A 19,256-nucleotide genomic window follows, 5' to 3' on the forward strand; every position below is an offset into this window, starting at 1 on the left:
GCCCGGGTGGACGAAGAGCGGCTTGCCGGCCGTCTCGAGGGCTTCCAGGAGCGGGCCGCAGGCGCGCCAGCCCGCCTCGTCGACGAGGGCGTTGGCGGGGAGCTGGAGGCCGTACGCGCCGCGGGTCAGCTCGCGGGTGAGCGCCGCCGGGTCGGGGCGGGTGAGGGAGGCGGCGGCCCAGGCGCCGAACGGGGCCGGGAGGGCGTGGACGCCGTCGTGGTACGCGGCGAGGAGCTCCTCGGCCTCGTCGGGCGGGAGGAGTTCGATGCCGAGCGGGGAGGAGAGGGAGACCAGGGCGAGGTCGAGGCCGTCGGCTACGGCGAGGGCGGCGCGGGCCTGCGCGTCGTGGTCGGCCGGGTCGACGTCGTACGGGGGCTCGCCCGCCAGGTGCAGGGTCCAGCCGTCGAGGCGCGGCGGCGCGGTGCGGGCGCGCAGCAGCTCGATCAGGCGGGGCGGCCAGATGTGCTGGTGGACGTCGGTCGGCACGCGGTGCGACTCCCTGCGTTACTTAAGCGTTTCACTGATGCGTTTAACTTAAGCGCTTCACAAGGCCGCGTCAAGGCTGCCTGTCACCGCGTTCGACTAAGGTTCTGAGCCATGCCAGGGCCCCGAAAGCGCACCACCCTCCGCGAGGTCGCGGAGGCCACCGGCCTGTCCACCGCGGCCGTGTCGTACGCGCTGCGCGGCCAGCATGTCTCGAAGGAGACCGAGGAGCGGGTCAGGCGCGCGGCCGAGGAGCTCGGCTATGAGGCGGACCCCATCGCCCGCGCCCTGGCCAGCGGTCGTACGAGCATGGTCGGCGTCGTCGCCGGGGACCTGTCGGACCTGTGGCAGCAGCGGCTGTCCACCGCGATCGGCCGCGAGCTGCTGGCGCACGACCGGTACGCACTGATCCTCGACGCCGGCGGCGACCCGGAGCGGGAGCTGAAGCTCGCCCGGCAGCTGCGCGACCAGCGGGTGGACGGCCTCGTGGTCTCGCCGCTCGACCCCTCGGCGGAGGGCTGGGCGCAGCTGGCGGAGGCGCTGCCGGTGGTGTCCGTGGGCGACTCGCTGTCCTGCGCGAAGCGCACCGCGGGCGAGGTGCTGTTCGACAACCGCGCCGGGATCGACACGGTGCTGGAGTACTTGAAGGGCCGCGGCCACCGCCGCATCGCGGTGCTCACGCCCACCGCCCGCGCCACCCCGGACCGGCCGGCGGATGTGTACGTACAGGAGGCCGCGCAGCGCTTGGGTCTTGAGGCGCGGATGCTGCCGTGCCCGCAGGCGCTGCCGGAGGCGACGGCGGTCGCGCGCGGTGTGCTGGCGGACGGCGAGCGTCCGTCGGCGGTGTTCTGCTTCTCGGACTCGATCGCGTACGGGGTGTACGCCGCGGTGCGGGAGCTGTCGCTGTGGGTGGGGCAGGACGTGTCCGTGGTCGGCTACGACGACCATCCGGTCTCGCAGCTGCTGACGCCCGCGCTCACCTCGGTCGGCTGGGACCGGCAGGAGATCGTCGCGGCCGCCAGCGGGCTGGTGCTGGCGGCCATCGACGGCAAGCGGGTGCGCCGGAAGCGCGAGGTGGTCGTGCCGCGGCTGTACGAGCGGGAGTCGGTCGCCGAGGTGAACTGACCTACGTGGCCAGCCCCTTCTCCTGCGCCCACGCCTTCGCCACCCGGTCCGGGTCCTTCTTGTCCTTGTCCACCTGGCGGTCGAGCTTCGTCAGCTCGTCCGTGGTGAGCACCGCGCCGAGCCGGGCCAGGGCCTTGCGGACCTTGTCGTCGGCCTTGCGGGTGGCGATCAGCGGGACCACGTGCTGGCCGGGGATGAGGTTCTTCGGGTCGGCGAGGGCGACCCAGCCGTTGGCGGCCAGGTCGACGTCGGTGGAGAAGAGGTTCGCCACGTCGACGTCGCCCTTCTTCAGGGCGCCCTTCACCAGCGGGCCCGAGGAGTCCAGCGACTTGAATTCCTTGAACTCAACCCCGTAGACCTTCTTCAGGCCCACGACGCCGACCTCGCGCTTCTCCATCTCCGGCGCGGCGCCGAAGACCAGCTTGCCGTTCTGCTTCTTCAGGTCGGCGAGGCTGCGGATGCCGTATTTCTCGGAGGTCTCCGGGGTGACGGCGAAGACGTCGGAGTTCTCGGCGGCCGAGTACGACAGCACCTCGAGGCCCTTGGGCAGCGCGATGGTGAGGGCGTTCTGCATCGCGCCCTCCTCCGTGGCCGTCGACTTCGGGTCGAGGTAGTGCAGCAGCGCGCCCTGGTACTCGGGCAGCACGTCGATGTCGCCCGCCTTCAGCGCGGGGATGACGATCTCGCGGGAGCCGAGGTTCGGCTTGACGTTCGCCTTTACGCCCGCGGCGCGCAGCACCTCCGCGTAGAGGTAGCCGAGGATCTGGTTCTCGGTGAAGTTGGCGGTGCCGATGGTCAGGCCGCCGGCGGAGCTGCCGGTGCCCTCGCCGAGGGTGGACTCGTCCTTGAGCGAGGTGATGCCGCCGCAGGCGGCTATCGCGGGGGTGGCGGTGGCGGCGAGGAGGCCGGCCAGGACTTTCCTGCGGTGCATGAGCTTCTACAGTCCCTTCATGCCCGGGCCGGGCGGTGGCGGAAGAGCAGGCGCTGGGGCCTGTCTTTCGGGTCTTGTCGGCTAGAACCGGGTGGTGCCACGTGCGGGTGGGCGTGCGGCTTGGCCCGTGGCACAGGAGCGTCGTCCGGTGCGTGCCCTCGGCGTGCGGCGTCACCGGTCATGTGGCGGAGCCACCTGTCCGGGGGCGCCGTGCGGCGAGGGTGCGTGCTGGGCGGCGCGGGACCCGGCAAGACCCGAAAGACAGGCCCCAACGCCGCCGAGGGCGAGGTCGACGGCGATGGCGAGGACGGCGACGAGCACCGCGCCGCCCAGCACCTGGACGAGGTCGCGCTGCGCGAGCCCGTCGAAGACGTAGCGGCCGAGGCCGCCGAAGCTGACGTACGCGGCGATGGTGGCGGTCGCGATCACCTGGACCACGGCGAGGCGGATGCCCGTCATGATCAACGGGAGCGCGAGCGGCACCTCGACCTTCCAGAGGACCTGCCAGCCGGTCAGGCCCTGGCCCGCGGCCGCGTCTTTCACCTCGGGGGAGACGGCGGCCATGCCCGCGTACGTGTTGGTGACGATGACCGGGACGGCGAGGGCTACGAGGGAGATATAGACCGGCCACATGCTCAGTCCGCTGACCAGGAAGACCAGCGTGATCAGGCCGACGGTGGGCAGCGCGCGGCCGAAGCTGGCGAGGTTGATCGCGAGGAACGCGCCGCGGCCGGTGTGGCCGATCAGCAGCCCGATCGGGAGCGCGATGAGCGCGGCGATGAGCGTCGACAGCAGGCTGTACTGGGTGTGCTCCAGGAGGCGGGTGGCGATGCCGGCGGTGCCGGACCACTCGTCGCCCGAAGTGAGCCAGTCGGCCAGGTTCTTGAGGAGTTCCCACATGGGGCGTCAGGCCGCCTTTCCTGCGCTCGTACGGGCGGCGTGCCCGCGCTGCCACGGTGTGCACAGCCACTGGATCGCGACCAGCAGCGCGTCGGCGACCAGCGCCAGCAGCAGGGTGAGCGCGACGCCCGCCCAGACCGGGGTGGTGAAGTTGCGCTGGAAGCCGTCCGTGAAGAGCTGGCCGAGGCCGCCGTAGCCGATGTAACTGGCCACGCTCACCAGCGAGATGGACATCACCGTGGCGACCCGTACGCCCGCCATGATCACCGGCAGTGCGAGCGGCAGCTCGACGGTGAGGAGGGTGCGGGTGCGTGACGAGCCCATCGCCACCGACGCCTCGCGGGCGTGCGCGGGTACGGCGTCCAGGCCCTCGACGGTGTTGCGGATCAGGACGCAGAGCGTGTACGCCGTCAGGCCCACGATCGCGGTCGTCCGGGTCAGGCCGGTGATCGGCAGGAGGAGGACGAAGAGGGCGAGCGACGGAATCGTATAGAGGATGCTCGAGATGCCGAGCAGCAGGCCGCGGAGCGCGCGGACGCGGTGCGCGACGACCGCGAGCGGCACGGCTATCAGCAGGCCGAAGAGCACGGCGGGGCCTGCGGTGGCCATGTGGTCGAGGGCCAGGATGGTGAGATCGCGGGCGTGGTCGGGGATCCAGCCCCAGTCGACGGAGTTCACGCGATGACGCCTTCGGCGTCGGTCTTCGCGGGCGCCGCGCCCCCGTCCGCCTTCGCGGCCCGGGCGTGCTCGTGGCCGGCGGCGTCGTGGATGGCGTCGCGGCTGGTCACGCCGGTCAGCTTGCCGTCCGCGTCGACGCGGGCGATGAGGCCGGAGGGGGAGGCGACCGCCTCGTTGAGGGCGGCGAGGAGGGAGTCGCCGTCGGACAGCGGGCGCACCGGGACGAGGTCGGCGCCGGCCGAGTCGCCGTCGGCTGTCGTGTCCCGCCACCCCTGCGGCCGCCCGTCACCGGAGGTGACCAGCCGCCACCGGCCCGACTCGGGCGCCGGGCCCTGCTCGACTCCGGCCAGGGTGGAGAGCGACAGCAGCTTCAGTCCGCGCTCCGCGCCGAGGAAGTCCGCGACGAAGGCGTCCGCGGGGCGGGCGAGGAGTTCCGCCGGAGTCGCGCACTGCACCAGCTGGCCGCCGGTGCGGAAGATCGCGATGCGGTCGCCGAGGCGTACGGCCTCGTCGATGTCGTGGGTGACGAAGACGATGGTCTTTTGCAGCTCGTCCTGGAGGCGGAGCAGCTCGTCCTGGAGGTGCGCCCGTACGACCGGGTCGACGGCGCTGAACGGCTCGTCCATCAGCAGCACCGGCGGGTCGGCGGCGAGCGCGCGGGCCACGCCGACGCGCTGCTGCTGGCCGCCGGAGAGCTGGTGCGGATAGCGCTTGGCGGCGTCCGGCTGCAGGCCGACGCGCTCCAGCAGCTCCTCGGCGCGGGCGCGGGCCTTCCTGCGTCCCCAGCCGAGGACCAGCGGCACGGTGGCGATGTTGTCGAGGACCGTACGGTGCGGGAAGAGGCCCGCCTGCTGGATCACGTAGCCGATGCCGCGGCGCAGCTCGGCGCGGTCGGTCGCGGATATGTCCTTGCCGTTGAGCTTTATCCGGCCGGAGCTGGGGTCGACCATCCGGTTGATCATGCGGAGGGTGGTCGTCTTGCCGCAGCCGGAGGTGCCGACCAGGACCGTGATGCCGCCCTCGGGCATCGTGAGGGTCAGGTCGTCCACTGCCGTGGTGCCGTTGGGGTAGTGCTTGCTGACTGATTCGAACTCGATCACCGGGAGCCCCTTGCCCATTCCCCTGCCGATTGCCCTTGCCCTGCCTGCATACGGTCATGCAGAGTTCTTGCCACGTGAATAGAAGTCAAGGGAGTGGAGGATGACGTCTCACACGCTGGACACCACCCCGGCTGTCATCCTCGACGGCCGGGACATGTCGGTGGCGGATGTCGTCCGCCTGGCCGAAGGACGACACACTGCCACGGCCGCGGCGGACGCCCTCAAGCGGGTCCACCGCTCCTGGGAGACGGCGCGGGCGCTCACGGCGGCGGGCACGTTGTACGGGCGCTCGACCGGGGTCGGGGCGAACCGCAGCATCATCGTCGAGGCGGGTGACGAGGGACTCTCCGACGGCGGCGATACGCACGGCATGCGCCTGCTGCGCAGCCACGCGGGGTCCATCGGCGCGCCGCTGCCGGCGCCGCAGGTGCGGGCGATGCTGGCCGTGCGGCTGAACCAGATCCTCGCGGGCGGGGCGGGCGTGAAGCCCGCGATCGTCGCCGCGATCGAGGCGGCGCTGGCGAGCGGGGCGACGCCGCTGGTGCACGAGTTCGGGGCGGTGGGGACAGGGGACCTGGGCGCTTTGGCCCAGACCGGCCTCGCGCTGGCGGGCGAGCATCCGTGGGAGGGCGGCCGGGCGCCGGCGCCGATCGTGCTGGATACGAACGACGCCCTGGCGCTGATCAGCAGCAACGCGCTCACGCTCGGCCAGGCGGCGCTCGCCCTCGACCGGCTGCGGCTGCTGCTGCGCGCGGCGCAGGTGGTCGCGGCGCTGGGGCTGCACGCGGTGGACGGCTCGCTGGAGGCGTATGCGCATCCGGTGCACGAGGCGCGGCCGCACGAGGGGACGGTGGCGGCGGCCGCGGAGATCCGGCGGCTGCTGGATGTGCAGGGGCCGGGGCCTTCCGGGCCTTACGGTGCCCGGGTCCGTATCCAGGACCCCTTCGCCTTCCGGTGCCTGCCGCAGGTGCACGGGCCCGCGCTGGACTCGGCGGATGCGCTGGAGCGGGTGCTGGCGGTGGATCTGAACGCGGCGGCGGAGAATCCGCTGATCCGCGAGGACACCCATACGGCCTGGCATCACGGGAACTTCTTCGCCGGCCATCTGGCGCTGGCGCTGGACCAGTTCCGGCTGTCGGTGCTGCAGGTGGCGCAGCTGTCGACGGCGCGGCTCGGGGCGCTGACGGAGCCGTCGATGACGGGGCTGCAGCCGTTCCTCGGCGATGCGGAGGCGCCGGGCAGCTCCGGTGTCATGATCCTCGAGTACGCGGCCGCCGCTGCTCTGGCCGAGCTGCGGACGGCGGCGGCGCCGGTGACGCTCGGGCACACCTCGCTGTCCCGGGGCGTGGAGGAGCAGTCGAGCTTCGCCTCCCAGGCGGCACGGCTGGCGCTGCGGGCCGGGGAGAGCCTGCGGCAGGTGCTGGCGTGCGAGCTGGTGACGGCCGTACGGGCGCTGCGGCAGCGGAAGGCGGTGCCGGGCGGCCCTGCGGGGGAGGCTTTCGAGGTGGCGGCGCGGGTGCTCGATCCGCGGATGGCGGACCGGCCGCTGACGGCGGATGTGGCGGTGGCCGGGGGATTGATGGAACGGTTGGCGGCGTTTTGAGCGCCTCGGACGGGAATAGGGGCACGCATGGGTTCCGGAGCTGAAGCCCGGCTGCACAAGCTCTTCGAGGGGCACCGGCTGACGCCGACCCAGCGGCGGATCGCGCACTGCATGCTGCGCCGCGCCGCGGATGCGCCTTTCCTGTCGAGCGTGGAGCTGGCGGAGCTGGCCGGCGTGAGCCAGCCGTCGGTGACGCGCTTCGCGGTGGCGCTGGGATTCGACGGCTATCCGGCGCTACGGAAGCACCTGCGTGCGGCCGAGGGATCGGCGGAGGGCGCGGACTCCGGCGAGCTGGAGTTCAACGAATACCAGCAGGCGGTGCAGGAGGAGATCGAGAACCTGCGGCAGCTGGCCGCGCTGCTCGCGGACCCGGCGTCGGTGGAGCGTGCGGGGCGGCTGCTGGCGGGGTCCCGGCCGCTGCCGGTGCTCGGCCTGCGGGCCGCGGCCGCGCAGGCGAAGGGCTTCGCGTACTTCGCCGCGAAGGTGCACCCCGATGTGCGGCTGCTGGACGAGGGCGGCTCGATGCTGGCCGATCGGATCGAGTCGGCTGCGGCTGCCGGGGCGTCGGCGCTGCTGTGCTTTGCGCTGCCGCGGCATCCGCGGGAGGTCGTCGAGGGCCTGGAGGCGGCGCGCGCCGCCGGGCTGACGGTGGTGTGCGTGGCGGACTCGACGTTCGCGCCGGTGGCGCAGGTGAGCGACGTACTGCTGCCGGCGGGGGTGGGGACGGGGCTTGCCTTTGATACGGCGTGCGCGCCGATGCTGCTGGGTCGGGTGCTGCTGGAGGCCATGTGCGACGCTCTGCCGGCGGCGCAGGGGCGGTTGGAGGCCTTCGACACGCGGGCGGCGGAGCGAGGGCTGTTCGTGGATTGAAACCTCCCCTAACTGAAGCAAGGGGATTCCTAGCTCACGTCGCGTGCGGGTCCGGCGGACCTGCAGGTCTTACACGATCAGCACTAGCCGGGACAGAGACCAGCCCGGACGAGCATCACGCGGGCGGAGTTCTTGTCCCGGGGCCGGGACACGTCACACGCGGTGCACGTATACGTTCGTTTCGAGAGAGGCAGCGCGTGCTTGGTTCTCGCTCCGCAGTCTGCGCAATCCATGGTGGTGTGCGCCGGATGCACTATGCGCACCTCCCGGCCGTGCTTGCGGCCCATCTCGGTCAGAGCCTGTTTGGCCTGGCCGATCGCCGCGTCGGCGGCCTTGTGGGCCATGGTTGACCGCGCGAGGAACTTCGGCTTGAAGTCCTCCACCGCCAGCGCGTCGTGGTCGCGGACCACGCGCTTGGCCCATTTACGGCCCGTGTCCTGCCGCTGCCGGGCGACCTTCCGGCAGGTCCTGGCCCGCAGCTTCTTCGCCTCACGGTAGCCCTTCGATCCGGCGTGCCCCTTGCTGGGTTTGCGGCGGGCCATCATCCGGTCGTAGCGGGTCAGCTTCGCCTGGGCCTTCTTGCCATGCTGCGGGTGCGGAAGGTCGTGGTCGTCGCTGGTGGCGGTCGCGGTCTCCGTCACGCCCCAGTCGATCCCGATCACCGCACCGGTCTCCGGCAGCACCTCGGTGATCGCAGCGACTACGAAGGAGCAGTACCAGGCTCCGGTGCTGTCCCGGTACACCCGCACGCTCGACGGCGCCTTGGGCAGGTCCCTGGACCACACCGGACGCACCACGATGCCGCCCGCCAGGCACAGGCGCCCGTCCTTCAGACGGAAGCCGCGCTGGGTGTAGTTCAGGGTTGGTAATGCTTCGCGCTTCTTCTTGTACTCGGGCATCCCGGCCCGCTGCCGCATGGGCAGTCGGGCCTTGATGTCCTTGAGGGCCTTGGTGCGGGACTTGGCGAAGTCGCGGATCACCTGCTGCTGCACCACCGACGAGCCCGCACGCAGCCAAGTGTTCGCGGCGCGGGCCTCGGTCAGCAATTTGTCCAGCCGGGCCGGGCCGCACGTCTCCCCCTCGGCATAAGCCTTCTTCGACCGCGCCGCGCACTCGTTCCACAGCCAACGACACCGCGCCCACTCCGCCTCAAGAGCGACCGTCGCGGAAGACGACACGCGCAGCCGGTAGGTGTAGCGGGCGTGCCCGTCACCTGCCGAATTCTTCGCCGCTGCCGTCATGCACATCAACCTATACGGGAGGACTGACAGTTGAGATCGGGCGACCTTGTTGGGTGCCTCGCCCGCCCTGTGGCTACTGGGATCCACCTCCGGCGGCGAATCCCAGCCCCGTGCCCTGCTCCGGAGGTGCTTCGATTCCTCCCCCGACTGAAGTCGGGGCACTCCCGAAGAAGACACGGTGAACGGCTTGGCTCTCGTGTCGGCGGGTTGGGGCGGGGGAGTTGGCATCGGATGGTGACGGTCGCGCTGCCGGGTCCAGTACACGCTCGGTGCGGGTGGGTTGGCTGGCTACGGGAGGAGCGGAGAGGTGGGGCACGTAGGGCTGCTGGGTGGCGGTGGCTGCCGGGTAAGGCGGCGAGGCGTGTTGCGCAGTTAGGCGGTAGGGGTGCAATGGCTGGTCGGGGGACGTATCCAGGCATGGCGCGCGCCCTTCTTCGTAGAGGTGTGTTGAGCGGATGAGGGGCGAGGTCGACGCGGCGCAATGCCCTTGGCTGGATGGGGGGCGGGTGGGGCGTGACGGGCTCGTTGACTCAGGGGTGGGATCCTGGCGCTCGACACGCCCCTGAAGAAAAGGGCGCGCACATGACCTGCTTGCGCCTCACCCGGTCCGCATGCGCCCCGCCGTCCCACCGCCGTCCGGCAGCCCTACGTGTCCCGGTCCCCCAACTCCTCCCGCAGTCAGCCCTCCGTTTCCGGCACCGCACTCCTAAGCGGGTCGGCGATGCTGCCGTCACCATCCGATGCCAAGTCGTCCGCCACACACACCACAGCCAGACATCGAGTGTCAGTGCCGAGCGCCATCATGGCGTCATGGTCGACTCAAGCCCCGCCCCTACTGCTGCCAGGATCTGGCGGCTGCATCACCGTGGCCAGGAGATAGCCCGGCTGACGGAGACCGGCTTTGATATGCCCTGGATTTACGCGGACGTCGAGGAGCTGCCTGGGTTCGAGGAGGTCCGTTCCCTCTTCGCCGAGCAGGAGCGGGCTGCCGAGCTCGAGGACTGGGAGCGGATCGACGCCTGCTATCTGCGGATACGCAGCGTCCTCACCATGACGTTTCCCGACGAGAGTCCGGTCGCCGAGTTCATGCTGCACATCCACGATGACGGCACCGCCGGGTGGCGCTGGCACGACAAGCCCTTCGACACGATGGATGGGTAAGGACACCTCACCGCAAGCCGGTCAGCGAATCCCTCCGGTTCGCTCCCGACTCCGCCACCACCTGCTCGATCGTCTGCGGGTCGCGGACCATCGAGAACTGGACCTCCCCCGCCTCCGCATCCGCCCGGAAGCCGTAAATGCCCGGCCGCGGCAGGCTGTTGTAGCCGAAGGGCGTCGAGGCGTAGTACGCGCCCGTATCCAGCAGTCCCACCCAATCCCCCGCCGCCAGCAGCGGCATTCGGCGCTCCCTGGCCACCAAGTCGCCCGCGAAGCAGCACGGCCCCGCCACGTCCTGGACGACGTACGGGTCCTCCTTCGGGCGGCCCTTCTCGTCGTATGCCGCCACCCGCAGCGGCCACGACTCCGGCGCGAAGACCGTGCGCGTCGCCACCTGGGCGCCCGCGTGGGTGATCGCGATCGGGCGGCCGCCCGACGACTTGGCGTACTCGACGCGGGCCAGCACCACGCCGGCCTTCGCGAGTACGGACCGGCCGAACTCCGTCACCAGGCCGTAGCGGCCGTCGAAGAGGCCGGGGATCTTCTCGCGCAGCAGGCGCGCGTAGTCGTGGAAGGTCGGCGTCATCTCGTCCGACGAGAAATTGACCGTCAGGCCGCCGCCGATGTCGATCGTGTCGATCTGGCGCCTGCCGACCGCCTCGTTGATCTCCTCGGCCAGCTGGTACACCGCCCGTACGCCCGCCACCTGCAGGTCCATCGGGATGCCCTGCGAGCCGGTGTGCGCGTGCAGCCGGTTCAGCCAGGGGCGGTCCTGGTACGCCCGCACCACCCACTCCCGCGCGCCCTCATCGCGCAGCGCGACGCCGAACTTCGACGTGGCCGTCGCCGTCGACATCGCGTCGATCGCGCCCGCCCCCAGCTGCGGATTGACCCGCAGGCCCAGCGGCGAGTGGGTGCGGGCCGACGCGACCAGGGCGTCGAGGCGGGCGAGCTCCTCGCGGTTGTCGGCGTTCACCGCGATGCCCAGGGCCAGGGCTTCGCGCAGTTCGGCACGGGTCTTCGCGGGGGAGTCCAGCACCGTACGGGACGGGGGCACCCCGGCCGCGTGCGCCAGCGCCAGCTCGCCGGGGCTGGCGACCTCCGCGCCCAGGCCCTCCGCGTGCAGCAGCCGCAGCACCGGGACCAGCGACGCCGCCTTCACCGCGAAGGCGTGCAGAACCGGGGTACCCGGCGCGGTGACCTCGGCGAAGGCGGCGCGCAGCTCGGCGGCCGCGTACCGGATGGCGTGCACGTCGAGCAGGGCGGCGACCGGCTCGCGCTCGGAGACGATGCCCTCCTCGATCGCGGCGCGGACGGCGAGGTCGCGGCGGGCGGGCAGCAGATCGTCCGGTACGGGCGGGGCCGGGTCGGAAGCCATGGCGGCAGTCAACCATCCGGCGGCAAATGCTGTCTTGTGCATGTCCAGCAAGTGGACTAGACCGCTCGCCGCCGCCTCCGGCGAGGATGGCCGGGATGCCGTATTGACTGGAACTATTCACTTGGTAAGTTCAATGCAGTACTTCATTCATTCGGACGTCAGGGAGGGCAGGCCATGGCAGGACCGCGCCCCGTGCGGGCACCGCGCGGTACGGCACTGAGCGCCAAGGGGTGGCAGCAGGAAGCCGCGCTGCGGATGCTGCAGAACAACCTCGACCCGGAGGTCGCCGAGCACCCCGACAAGCTCGTGGTCTACGGCGGCACCGGGAAGGCCGCCCGCGACTGGCGCTCCTTCGATGCCATGGTGCGGACGCTCGAGACGCTCAAGGCAGACGAGACGATGCTCGTCCAGTCCGGCCGCCCCGTCGGCGTGATGCAGACGCACGAGTGGGCGCCGCGCGTCCTCCTCGCCAACTCCAACCTGGTCGGGGACTGGGCGAACTGGGAGGAGTTCCGGCGGCTCGAGCAGCTCGGCCTGACCATGTACGGGCAGATGACGGCCGGTTCGTGGATCTACATCGGCACGCAGGGGATCCTGCAGGGCACGTACGAGACCTTCGCCGCCGTCGCCGCCAAGCGCTTCAACGGCACCCTCGCCGGGACCATCACCCTCACCGCGGGCCTCGGCGGCATGGGCGGCGCCCAGCCGCTCGCCGTCACCATGAACGACGGCGTCGCCATCTGCATCGACTGCGACCCGCGCGCGATCGACCGCCGCATCGAGCACCGCTTCCTGGACGTCCGCGCCGACTCCCTCGACCACGCGCTCCAGCTCGCGACCGAGGCCCGCGACGCCCGCCGCCCGCTGTCGATCGGCGTCCTCGGGAACGCGGCCGAGCTGCTCCCGCAGCTCCTCGCCATGGACGCCCCCATCGACATCGTCACCGACCAGACCTCGGCCCACGACCCGCTGGCGTATCTGCCGCTGGGCGTCGACTTCGACGACATGGCGTCGTACGCGACCGAGAAGCCGGCCGACTTCACCCAGCGCGCCCGCGAGTCGATGGCCAAGCACGTCGAGGCGATGGTCGGCTTCATGGACCGCGGCGCCGAGGTCTTCGACTACGGCAACTCCATCCGCGGCGAGGCGCAGCTCGCGGGCTACGACCGCGCCTTCGCCTTCCCCGGCTTCGTGCCGGCGTACATCCGTCCGCTCTTCTGCGAGGGCAAGGGCCCGTTCCGCTGGGCGGCGCTGTCCGGCGACCCGAAGGACATCGCGGCGACCGACCGCGCGGTGCTGGACCTCTTCCCCGAGAACGAATCCCTCGCCCGCTGGATCAAGTTGGCCGGCGAGCGCGTGCACTTCCAGGGCCTGCCGGCCCGTATCTGCTGGCTCGGATACGGGGAGCGGGACAAGGCCGGCGAGCGCTTCAACGACATGGTGGCGAGCGGCGGGCTGTCCGCCCCCGTCGTCATCGGCCGCGATCACCTGGACTGCGGCTCGGTGGCATCGCCGTACCGCGAGACCGAGGGCATGAAGGACGGCTCGGACGCGATCGCGGACTGGCCGCTGCTGAACGCGATGGTGAACGTCGCCTCCGGCGCCTCCTGGGTGTCCCTCCACCACGGCGGGGGTGTCGGGATGGGCCGGTCCATCCACGCGGGCCAGGTCACGGTCGCGGACGGCACCCCGCTCGCGGGCGAGAAGATCCGCCGCGTCCTGACGAACGACCCGGGGATGGGCGTCATCCGGCACGTCGACGCGGGTTACGAGGAAGCGGAATCCGTCGCCGCCGAGCGCGGTGTCCGCATCCCGATGCGGGAGGGCGAGCAGGCGTGACCGCTCAGCACGACCCCCGCGCCGCAGGCACGGGTGCGGAGCCCGCTACCGGGGGGCCGGGGCTCCCCCCGGTTTCGGGAAGGGGCGGGTCTGGGGCTTCCTTCCTCGAGATGTGGCGCGACCTCCTGTCCATCGGCCGGGACGCAGGCTCCGGCGGCTACCGGCGCTATGCCTGGACCGGCGCCGACGCCGAGTGCCGCGCCTGGTTCCGCGCCCAGGCGGAGGCCCGCGGCCTCACCTACGAGGTCGACCGCAATGGCAACCAGTGGGCCTGGCTGGGCGACCCGACCGGTGACGGCGCCGTCGTCACCGGCTCGCACCTCGACTCCGTCCCCGATGGCGGCGCCTTCGACGGGCCGCTCGGTATCGTCAGCTCCTTTGCAGCTGTCGACGAGCTCCGAGCCCGCGGCGTAAAGCCGCACCGCCCGCTCGCCATCACCAACTTCGGCGACGAGGAAGGCGCCCGCTTCGGCCTCGCCTGCGTCGGCTCCCGCCTCGCCGCCGGGCAGCTCACCGCCGCCAAGGCCCGCGAGCTGCGCGACGCCGACGGCGTCAGCCTGCCGCAGGCCATGGAGAAGGCGGGTTACGACCCCGACGCGATCGGCCCGGACCCCGAGCGCCTCGGCCGTATCCACGCCTTCGTCGAGCTGCACGTGGAGCAGGGGCGGGCCCTCGCGGACACACCCCATCCCGTAGGCCTCGCCTCCGCGATCTGGCCGCACGGCCGCTGGCGCTTCGACTTCGCGGGCGAGGCCAACCACGCCGGCACCACCCGCCTCGAGGACCGCCGCGACCCGATGCTCACGTACGCGAACACGGTCCTGGCGGCCCGCAAGAAGGCCCGCCTCGCCGGTGCCCTCGCCACCTTCGGCAAGGTCGCCGTCGAGCCGAACGGCGTCAACGCCATCCCCTCCCTCGTCCGCGGCTGGCTCGACTCGCGCGCCGCCGACCAGGAGACCCTCGACGCAGTGGTCGCCGAGATCGAGAAGGCGGCGAAGGAGCGCGGGGACCGCGACGGGGTGGACGTCGCGGTCGTGCGGGAGTCCTTCACGCCGGTCGTCGAGTTCGAGCACGCGCTGCGCGACGAGCTCGGCCGGATCCTGGGCGGGGGAACACCCGTACTCCCGACCGGTGCGGGACACGACGCCGGAATCCTGTCCGCGACGGTCCCGACCGCCATGCTGTTCGTACGGAACCCCACCGGCGTCTCGCACTCACCCGCGGAGCACGCGACCGAGGACGACTGCGTCGCCGGTGTCCAGGCACTCGCCGACGTACTGGAAGGACTGGCAGCCCGTTGAAAGGGACGACGACCTACTGGGCCGAACACGCCTGGCTCAACGGCACCGTCGAGCCGGGCGTCACCATCGACACGGCGGACGGGCGCATCACCGCGGTCCGTCCCGAGACCGAGGCCGGGGGCGCCGTCCGGCTGCGCGGGCTCACCATCCCGGGCCTCGCCAATGCGCACAGCCACGCCTTCCACCGCGCGCTGCGGGCGACGGTGCAGGTGGGCTCGGGCACGTTCTGGACGTGGCGCGAGGTGATGTACGGGGTGGCGGAGCGGCTCGACCCCGATACGTATTTCGCGCTCGCGCGCGCCGTGTACGCGGAGATGGCGCTGGCCGGGATCACCTCGGTCGGCGAGTTCCACTACGTGCACCACGCGCCCGGCGGCACCCCGTACGGCGACGCGAACGCCATGGGGCACGCCCTCATCGCCGCGGCGGCGGAGGCGGGCATCCGGATCACGCTGCTCGACACGGCGTATCTCTCGTCGGGCTTCGGCGAACCGCCCAGCCACCACCAGCTCCGCTTCAGCGACGGCACGGTGGAGGCGTGGGCCGAGCGCGCCACGGCGCTGAAGCCGGACGCCAACACCCGTATCGGGGCGGCGATCCATTCGGTACGGGCGGTGCCCGCCGACGCTCTCGGCACGGTCGCGACGGCGATCGAAGGGCCGCTGCACGTGCACCTCTCCGAGCAGACCGCGGAGAACGACGCCTGCCGCGCCGCGCACGCCGTGACGCCGACACGGCTGCTCTCCGAGCGGGGGGTGCTGGGGCCGCGTACGACCGCGGTGCACGCCACCCACCTCACGGGCGAGGACATCGGCCTGCTGGGCGGCTCGTCGACCGGCGTGTGCATGTGCCCGACGACGGAACGGGACCTGGCGGACGGCATCGGCCCGGCGAAGCGGGTCCAGGACGCGGGCAGCCCGCTGTCGCTGGGCAGCGACAGCCACGCGGTGATCGATCTGCTGGAGGAGGCGCGGGCGCTGGAGCTCAACGAGCGGCTCCGCACCCGCACCCGCGGGCACTGGACCGCGGCGCAACTGCTGCGCGCGGCGTCGGAGGACGGGCACGCGGCGCTGGGCTGGGAGGAGGCCGGGCGGATCGAGCCGGGTTCGCTCGCGGACTTCACCACGATCGCCCTGGACTCGGCCCGTACGACCGGCGCGCTGCCGCGCCTCGGCGCCGAGACCGCCGTCTTCGCCGCGTCGAACGCGGACGTCCGCCACACGATTGTGGCGGGCCGCCACGTGGTACGCGACGGCGAGCACACGCTCGTAGGGGACGTGCCCGGCGCCCTGTCGGCAGCGATCGCCGCCCTCCGCGTATGAAAGGCAACCGCATGACCGCCACCGCGATCACCAACATCGGCACCCTCGTCACCAACGACCCGGCGCTCGGCGACGGCCCGCTCGGCCTGATCCACGACGCGGCCCTGGTCATCGAGGGCGACCACATCGCCTACGCCGGGCCGTCGAGCGGCGCCACCGCCGCCGACGACCGCATCGACGCCGGCGCCCGCGCCGTCATCCCCGGCTTCGTGGACTCCCACTCCCACCTGCTCTACGCGGGCGACCGGACCGAAGAGTTCAACGCCCGCATGTCCGGCCGCCCTTACACGGCCGGCGGCATCCAGACCACGGTCAAAGCCACCCGCACCGCCTCCAACAACACCCTCGAGGCCAACCTCCTCCGCCACATCGCCGAGATGCGCCGCCAGGGCACCACCACCCTGGAGACCAAGACCGGTTACGGCCTGTCCATCGACGACGAGGCCCGCGCCGCCTCCGTCGCCGCGTCCCATCTCGACGAGGTGACGTACCTCGGGGCGCACGTCGTGGCGCCGGAGTTCAAGGACGACCCGGCCGGCTATGTCGACCTCGTCACCGGCCCGATGCTCGACGCCTGCGCGCCCTACGCCCGCTGGGTCGACGTCTTCTGTGAGCGCGGCGCCTTCGACGGCGACCAGGCGCGGGCGATCCTCACCGCCGGCATGGCGAAGGGGCTCATCCCGCGGGTGCACGCGAACCAGCTCACCGAGGGCCCGGGCGTGCAGCTCGCCGTGGAGCTCGAGGCCGCCTCCGCCGACCACTGCACGCACCTCACCGACGCGGACGTGGACGCGCTCGCGAAGAGCGGCGGCCGGACGGTCGCCACGCTCCTCCCCGGCTGTGAGTTCTCCACCCGCGCCGTCTACCCCGACGCCCGCCGCCTGCTCGACGCCGGTGCGACCGTCGCGATCTCCACCGACTGCAACCCGGGGTCGTCGTACACGAGCTCCATGCCGTTCTGCATCGCCGTCGCCGTACGGGAGATGGGCATGACGCCGGACGAGGCGCTCTGGGCCGCCACCGCCGGCGGGGCCGCGGCGCTGCGCCGTAACGACATCGGACGGCTGGCCCCCGGGGCCCGCGCCGACCTGGCGATGCTGGACGCGCCGAGCCATGTGCACCTCGCATATCGGCCGGGCGTTCCCCTCGTCACCGCCGTGTGGGAGCGCGGCACACTCGTGTCCGCCAATCGAGATGAAGCCGCAACCTCAGCCAGGTGAAAGCCGGGTGATGCCCGGGCACAGGTCCGCCCATGTCAACAACACAGCCCCCAGGAGATGTGGCGTCCCCACCACCAGGTGCCCCGGACGACACGCCGCTCAAGCGGGCCATCGGCCCGAAACTGCTCATCCTCTTCGTCATCGGCGACATCCTCGGCACCGGTATCTACGCCACCACCGGCAAGGTCGCGGGGAAGATCGGCGGCGCGATCTGGCTGCCGTACGCGATCGGCTTCGTGGTCGCGCTGCTGACCGCGGCGTCGTACGTGGAGCTGGTCGGGAAGTACCCGAAGGCGGCGGGCGCGGCGCTCTACACGCAGCGCGCGTTCAAGATCCCGTTCCTGACCTTCATCGTCGCCTTCATGGTGATGTGCTCCGGGCTGGCGTCGGCCAGTGCCGCGGCGCGGGCGTTCAGCGGTGACTATCTGGGCGAGTTCATGGACATCTCGCCGACGCTGGTCTCCGTCCTGTTCATCGTCGCGCTCGCCGCGCTGAACCTGCGCGGTGTGTCCGAGTCGGTCAAGACGAACGTGGTCCTCACCATCGTCGAGCTCACCGGCCTGCTGATCATCATCGGCATCGGCGTGGCCGCGGTGCTGACGGGTGAGGGCGATCCGTCGCGGCTCACCGAATTCGATACGAGCGGCACCGGATACGCCGTCCTCACCGGCGTCCTCGGCGCGACCGCGCTCGGCTTCTTCGCCTTCGTCGGCTTCGAGGACTCGGTCAACATGGTCGAGGAGACCAAGGACCCGGTGCGCAGCTTCCCGCGGGCGATCTTCCTCGGCGTGGCGATCACCGGCACGATCTACGTCCTGGTCGCGCTGATCTCGTCGCTGATGGTCGACCACGCGCGGCTGGCGGAGTCCTCGGGCCCGCTGCTGCTGGTGGTCAAGGAGAGCGGGGTGGAGATCCCGGCGAAGGTCTTCGCGCTCATCGCGCTGTTCGCCGTCTCCAACTCGGCACTCATCAACCTGATGATGGCGTCCCGCCTCTGCTACGGCCTCGCCAACGAGAAGGTGCTGCCGGGTGTGATGGGCAAGGTGCTGCCTGGCCGCCGCACGCCGGTCGTCGGCATCGTCTTCGTCTGCCTGGTCGCGATCGGGCTGGTGACGACGAGCGAGATCGAGGACCTCGGCGATACGACGTCGTTCCTGCTGTTGTGTGTCTTCACGGTGGTCAATATCGCGGTGCTGGTGCTGCGCCGGGACCCGGTGAAGCACAGCCACTTCCGCACCCCGACGTGGGCACCGGTGCTGGGCGCGATCACCGCGGGGGTGCTCGCGTCGCCGATGGCGGATCGGTCGGGGAAGGTTTATGCGTTGGCGGGGATTTTGCTGGTGGTGGGGATTGGGCTGTGGGTGGTGAATTACTTTGCGATGAAGGCTAGTCGGGAGGCTTAGGCCTTGGTCTTGGCCTTGGCCGCCGGGACGCGTTTCGCGCCGCCGGGGAGGGCGTCCCCGGCGGCGAGGCCTGTGGTCCGGTACGCGCCGGCGAGGGGTGAGTTCGCGTCCGTACGGATCCAGAGCAGGGCGTCACGCGCCCGCTCGAGCCGGCCGATCCACGCCGCCTTCGCCCAGAGCCCGGCCCCCGCACCGGCGAGCACCATGCCGGGGGCGGCCGGGATGGCGAAGGCGGCGGCGACGGCGACGAGGAACGCGGCGGCGAGCCACCAGCGGTGCGCCGTGCGCCAGGCGCGGGCGGTGACGGCGCGGTCCTGGAGGATGACGGAGCGCGGGGCCCGGAGGGCTTCGTCGGCGCGCTGGGTGTAGCGGCCGCGCCGGGCGAGGGCGACGGCGGCGGCGGTGATGATGGCCGCGGCGGCGCCGCCGTATACGCCGATGGCGGGGCCGGTCAGGCCGGGCACGAAGCCGCCGATGCCGGCGGCGAGTACCCCGAGCCACCAGAGCGGGGCAGCTCCGGCCCGCACCATTACGGCTACGCGCGCTAGGGCCTCCATGGCGGGTGCACCTCCTGGTGGAGTGGATGGGGATTTCGGTCGGGGATCGTAGCGCGGGTGCGTGAGAGCGGGGTGAGAATCGGCTGCTTCGTGCCGGGGCGCTTCTTACCCTGTCTCTTATACAAATCTGACGCTGCCGAGAATTAC

16 protein-coding genes and 1 pseudogene are annotated in these 19,256 nt (G+C 71.7%); 9 read left to right on the forward strand and 8 right to left on the reverse strand.

Features of this window, described 5'->3' with window-relative positions; all coding sequences use genetic code 11:
* Positions 1-486 (reverse strand): annotated as a pseudogene (locus tag G5C51_RS27630) (amidohydrolase); the annotation flags it as partial.
* 111 nt (positions 487-597) lie between these two features.
* Between G5C51_RS27630 and G5C51_RS27635 the strand changes: the two are divergent.
* Complete coding sequence (locus G5C51_RS27635; RefSeq protein WP_165240950.1) at positions 598-1,608, forward strand: LacI family DNA-binding transcriptional regulator; 1,011 nt, start codon at positions 598-600, stop codon at positions 1,606-1,608.
* A 1-nt stretch (position 1,609) separates the two neighbouring features.
* On the opposite strand, the gene G5C51_RS27640 is transcribed toward G5C51_RS27635, so the two are convergent.
* The 4 genes from G5C51_RS27640 to G5C51_RS27655 form a co-directional block, all read right to left on the reverse strand.
* On the reverse strand, positions 1,610-2,539 hold the full coding sequence (locus G5C51_RS27640) for an ABC transporter substrate-binding protein (protein WP_165240951.1): 930 nt from the start codon (positions 2,537-2,539) through the stop codon (positions 1,610-1,612).
* 171 nt (positions 2,540-2,710) lie between these two features.
* Complete coding sequence (locus G5C51_RS27645; RefSeq protein WP_165240952.1) at positions 2,711-3,439, reverse strand: ABC transporter permease; 729 nt, start codon at positions 3,437-3,439, stop codon at positions 2,711-2,713.
* A 6-nt stretch (positions 3,440-3,445) separates the two neighbouring features.
* Positions 3,446-4,117 carry an ABC transporter permease subunit gene (locus G5C51_RS27650; protein ID WP_165240953.1) on the reverse strand — a complete coding sequence of 224 codons (672 nt, stop codon included), beginning with the start codon at positions 4,115-4,117 and terminating at the stop codon, positions 3,446-3,448.
* A complete protein-coding gene (locus G5C51_RS27655; protein WP_338118317.1) occupies positions 4,114-5,217 on the reverse strand; it encodes an ABC transporter ATP-binding protein in 1,104 nt (367 codons plus the stop codon). The genes G5C51_RS27650 and G5C51_RS27655 overlap by 4 nt, the downstream gene beginning before the upstream one ends.
* A gap of 100 nt (positions 5,218-5,317) precedes the next feature.
* Here G5C51_RS27655 and G5C51_RS27660 point away from each other — a divergent pair, with 100 nt between their 5' ends.
* Positions 5,318-6,820 (forward strand): aromatic amino acid ammonia-lyase, encoded by a 1,503-nt coding sequence (locus tag G5C51_RS27660; protein WP_165240955.1) that lies wholly within the window; start codon positions 5,318-5,320, stop codon positions 6,818-6,820.
* A 27-nt stretch (positions 6,821-6,847) separates the two neighbouring features.
* A complete protein-coding gene (locus tag G5C51_RS27665; protein WP_165240956.1) occupies positions 6,848-7,690 on the forward strand; it encodes a MurR/RpiR family transcriptional regulator in 843 nt (280 codons plus the stop codon).
* An 83-nt stretch (positions 7,691-7,773) separates the two neighbouring features.
* On the opposite strand, the gene G5C51_RS27670 is transcribed toward G5C51_RS27665, so the two are convergent.
* Entirely contained in the window at positions 7,774-8,931 is a 1,158-nt protein-coding gene (locus G5C51_RS27670) for an RNA-guided endonuclease InsQ/TnpB family protein (protein ID WP_165240957.1), read from the reverse strand.
* Between the two features lie 810 nt (positions 8,932-9,741).
* On the opposite strand from G5C51_RS27670, the gene G5C51_RS27675 reads away from it, so the two are divergent.
* On the forward strand, positions 9,742-10,092 hold the full coding sequence (locus G5C51_RS27675) for a hypothetical protein (RefSeq protein WP_165240958.1): 351 nt from the start codon (positions 9,742-9,744) through the stop codon (positions 10,090-10,092).
* 7 nt (positions 10,093-10,099) lie between these two features.
* On the opposite strand, the gene G5C51_RS27680 is transcribed toward G5C51_RS27675, so the two are convergent.
* A complete protein-coding gene (locus G5C51_RS27680; protein WP_165240959.1) occupies positions 10,100-11,467 on the reverse strand; it encodes a type III PLP-dependent enzyme domain-containing protein in 1,368 nt (455 codons plus the stop codon).
* A 174-nt stretch (positions 11,468-11,641) separates the two neighbouring features.
* Between G5C51_RS27680 and hutU the strand changes: the two genes are divergently transcribed.
* From hutU to G5C51_RS27705, 5 genes are all read left to right on the forward strand, one after another.
* A complete protein-coding gene (gene hutU, locus G5C51_RS27685) occupies positions 11,642-13,306 on the forward strand; it encodes a urocanate hydratase (protein WP_165240960.1) in 1,665 nt (554 codons plus the stop codon).
* A 110-nt stretch (positions 13,307-13,416) separates the two neighbouring features.
* Positions 13,417-14,607, forward strand: a complete 1,191-nt coding sequence (locus G5C51_RS27690) for an allantoate amidohydrolase (protein WP_165240961.1) — start codon at positions 13,417-13,419, stop codon at positions 14,605-14,607.
* Complete coding sequence (locus G5C51_RS27695; RefSeq protein ID WP_165240962.1) at positions 14,604-15,929, forward strand: formimidoylglutamate deiminase; 1,326 nt, start codon at positions 14,604-14,606, stop codon at positions 15,927-15,929. The genes G5C51_RS27690 and G5C51_RS27695 overlap by 4 nt, the downstream gene beginning before the upstream one ends.
* Positions 15,930-15,940: 11 nt before the next feature.
* Positions 15,941-17,149 (forward strand): imidazolonepropionase, encoded by a 1,209-nt coding sequence (gene hutI, locus G5C51_RS27700; protein ID WP_165240963.1) that lies wholly within the window; start codon positions 15,941-15,943, stop codon positions 17,147-17,149.
* Between the two features lie 32 nt (positions 17,150-17,181).
* The gene (locus G5C51_RS27705) at positions 17,182-18,552 is read left to right on the forward strand and encodes an APC family permease (protein WP_165240964.1); all 1,371 of its coding nucleotides are present in this window, start codon (positions 17,182-17,184) and stop codon (positions 18,550-18,552) included.
* Here the strand turns inward: G5C51_RS27705 and G5C51_RS27710 are convergent.
* Positions 18,549-19,109 (reverse strand): hypothetical protein, encoded by a 561-nt coding sequence (locus G5C51_RS27710; RefSeq protein ID WP_165240965.1) that lies wholly within the window; start codon positions 19,107-19,109, stop codon positions 18,549-18,551. The genes G5C51_RS27705 and G5C51_RS27710 overlap by 4 nt on opposite strands.
* Between the last annotated feature and the right edge of the window lie 147 nt (positions 19,110-19,256).

Origin of the sequence: Streptomyces coryli (genome assembly GCF_011044975.1) — a bacterium.
In the GTDB taxonomy this organism is placed as follows: Bacteria; Actinomycetota; Actinomycetes; order Streptomycetales; family Streptomycetaceae; genus Streptomyces; species Streptomyces coryli.

Excerpts from the sequence above, each read along its gene's own strand:
- G5C51_RS27670 (WP_165240957.1), bottom strand. The coding sequence starts at position 8,931 with ATGACGGCAGCGGCGAAGAATTCGGCAGGTGACGGGCACGCCCGCTAC.
- G5C51_RS27665 (WP_165240956.1), top strand. The coding sequence starts at position 6,848 with ATGGGTTCCGGAGCTGAAGCCCGGCTGCACAAGCTCTTCGAGGGGCAC.
- G5C51_RS27640 (WP_165240951.1), bottom strand. The coding sequence starts at position 2,539 with ATGCACCGCAGGAAAGTCCTGGCCGGCCTCCTCGCCGCCACCGCCACC.
- hutU (WP_165240960.1), top strand. The coding sequence starts at position 11,642 with ATGGCAGGACCGCGCCCCGTGCGGGCACCGCGCGGTACGGCACTGAGC.
- G5C51_RS27705 (WP_165240964.1), top strand. The coding sequence starts at position 17,182 with ATGTCAACAACACAGCCCCCAGGAGATGTGGCGTCCCCACCACCAGGT.
- hutI (WP_165240963.1), top strand. The coding sequence starts at position 15,941 with ATGACCGCCACCGCGATCACCAACATCGGCACCCTCGTCACCAACGAC.
- G5C51_RS27680 (WP_165240959.1), bottom strand. The coding sequence starts at position 11,467 with ATGGCTTCCGACCCGGCCCCGCCCGTACCGGACGATCTGCTGCCCGCC.
- G5C51_RS27635 (WP_165240950.1), top strand. The coding sequence starts at position 598 with ATGCCAGGGCCCCGAAAGCGCACCACCCTCCGCGAGGTCGCGGAGGCC.
- G5C51_RS27660 (WP_165240955.1), top strand. The coding sequence starts at position 5,318 with ATGACGTCTCACACGCTGGACACCACCCCGGCTGTCATCCTCGACGGC.
- G5C51_RS27675 (WP_165240958.1), top strand. The coding sequence starts at position 9,742 with ATGGTCGACTCAAGCCCCGCCCCTACTGCTGCCAGGATCTGGCGGCTG.
- G5C51_RS27690 (WP_165240961.1), top strand. The coding sequence starts at position 13,417 with ATGTGGCGCGACCTCCTGTCCATCGGCCGGGACGCAGGCTCCGGCGGC.
- G5C51_RS27645 (WP_165240952.1), bottom strand. The coding sequence starts at position 3,439 with ATGTGGGAACTCCTCAAGAACCTGGCCGACTGGCTCACTTCGGGCGAC.
- G5C51_RS27710 (WP_165240965.1), bottom strand. The coding sequence starts at position 19,109 with ATGGAGGCCCTAGCGCGCGTAGCCGTAATGGTGCGGGCCGGAGCTGCC.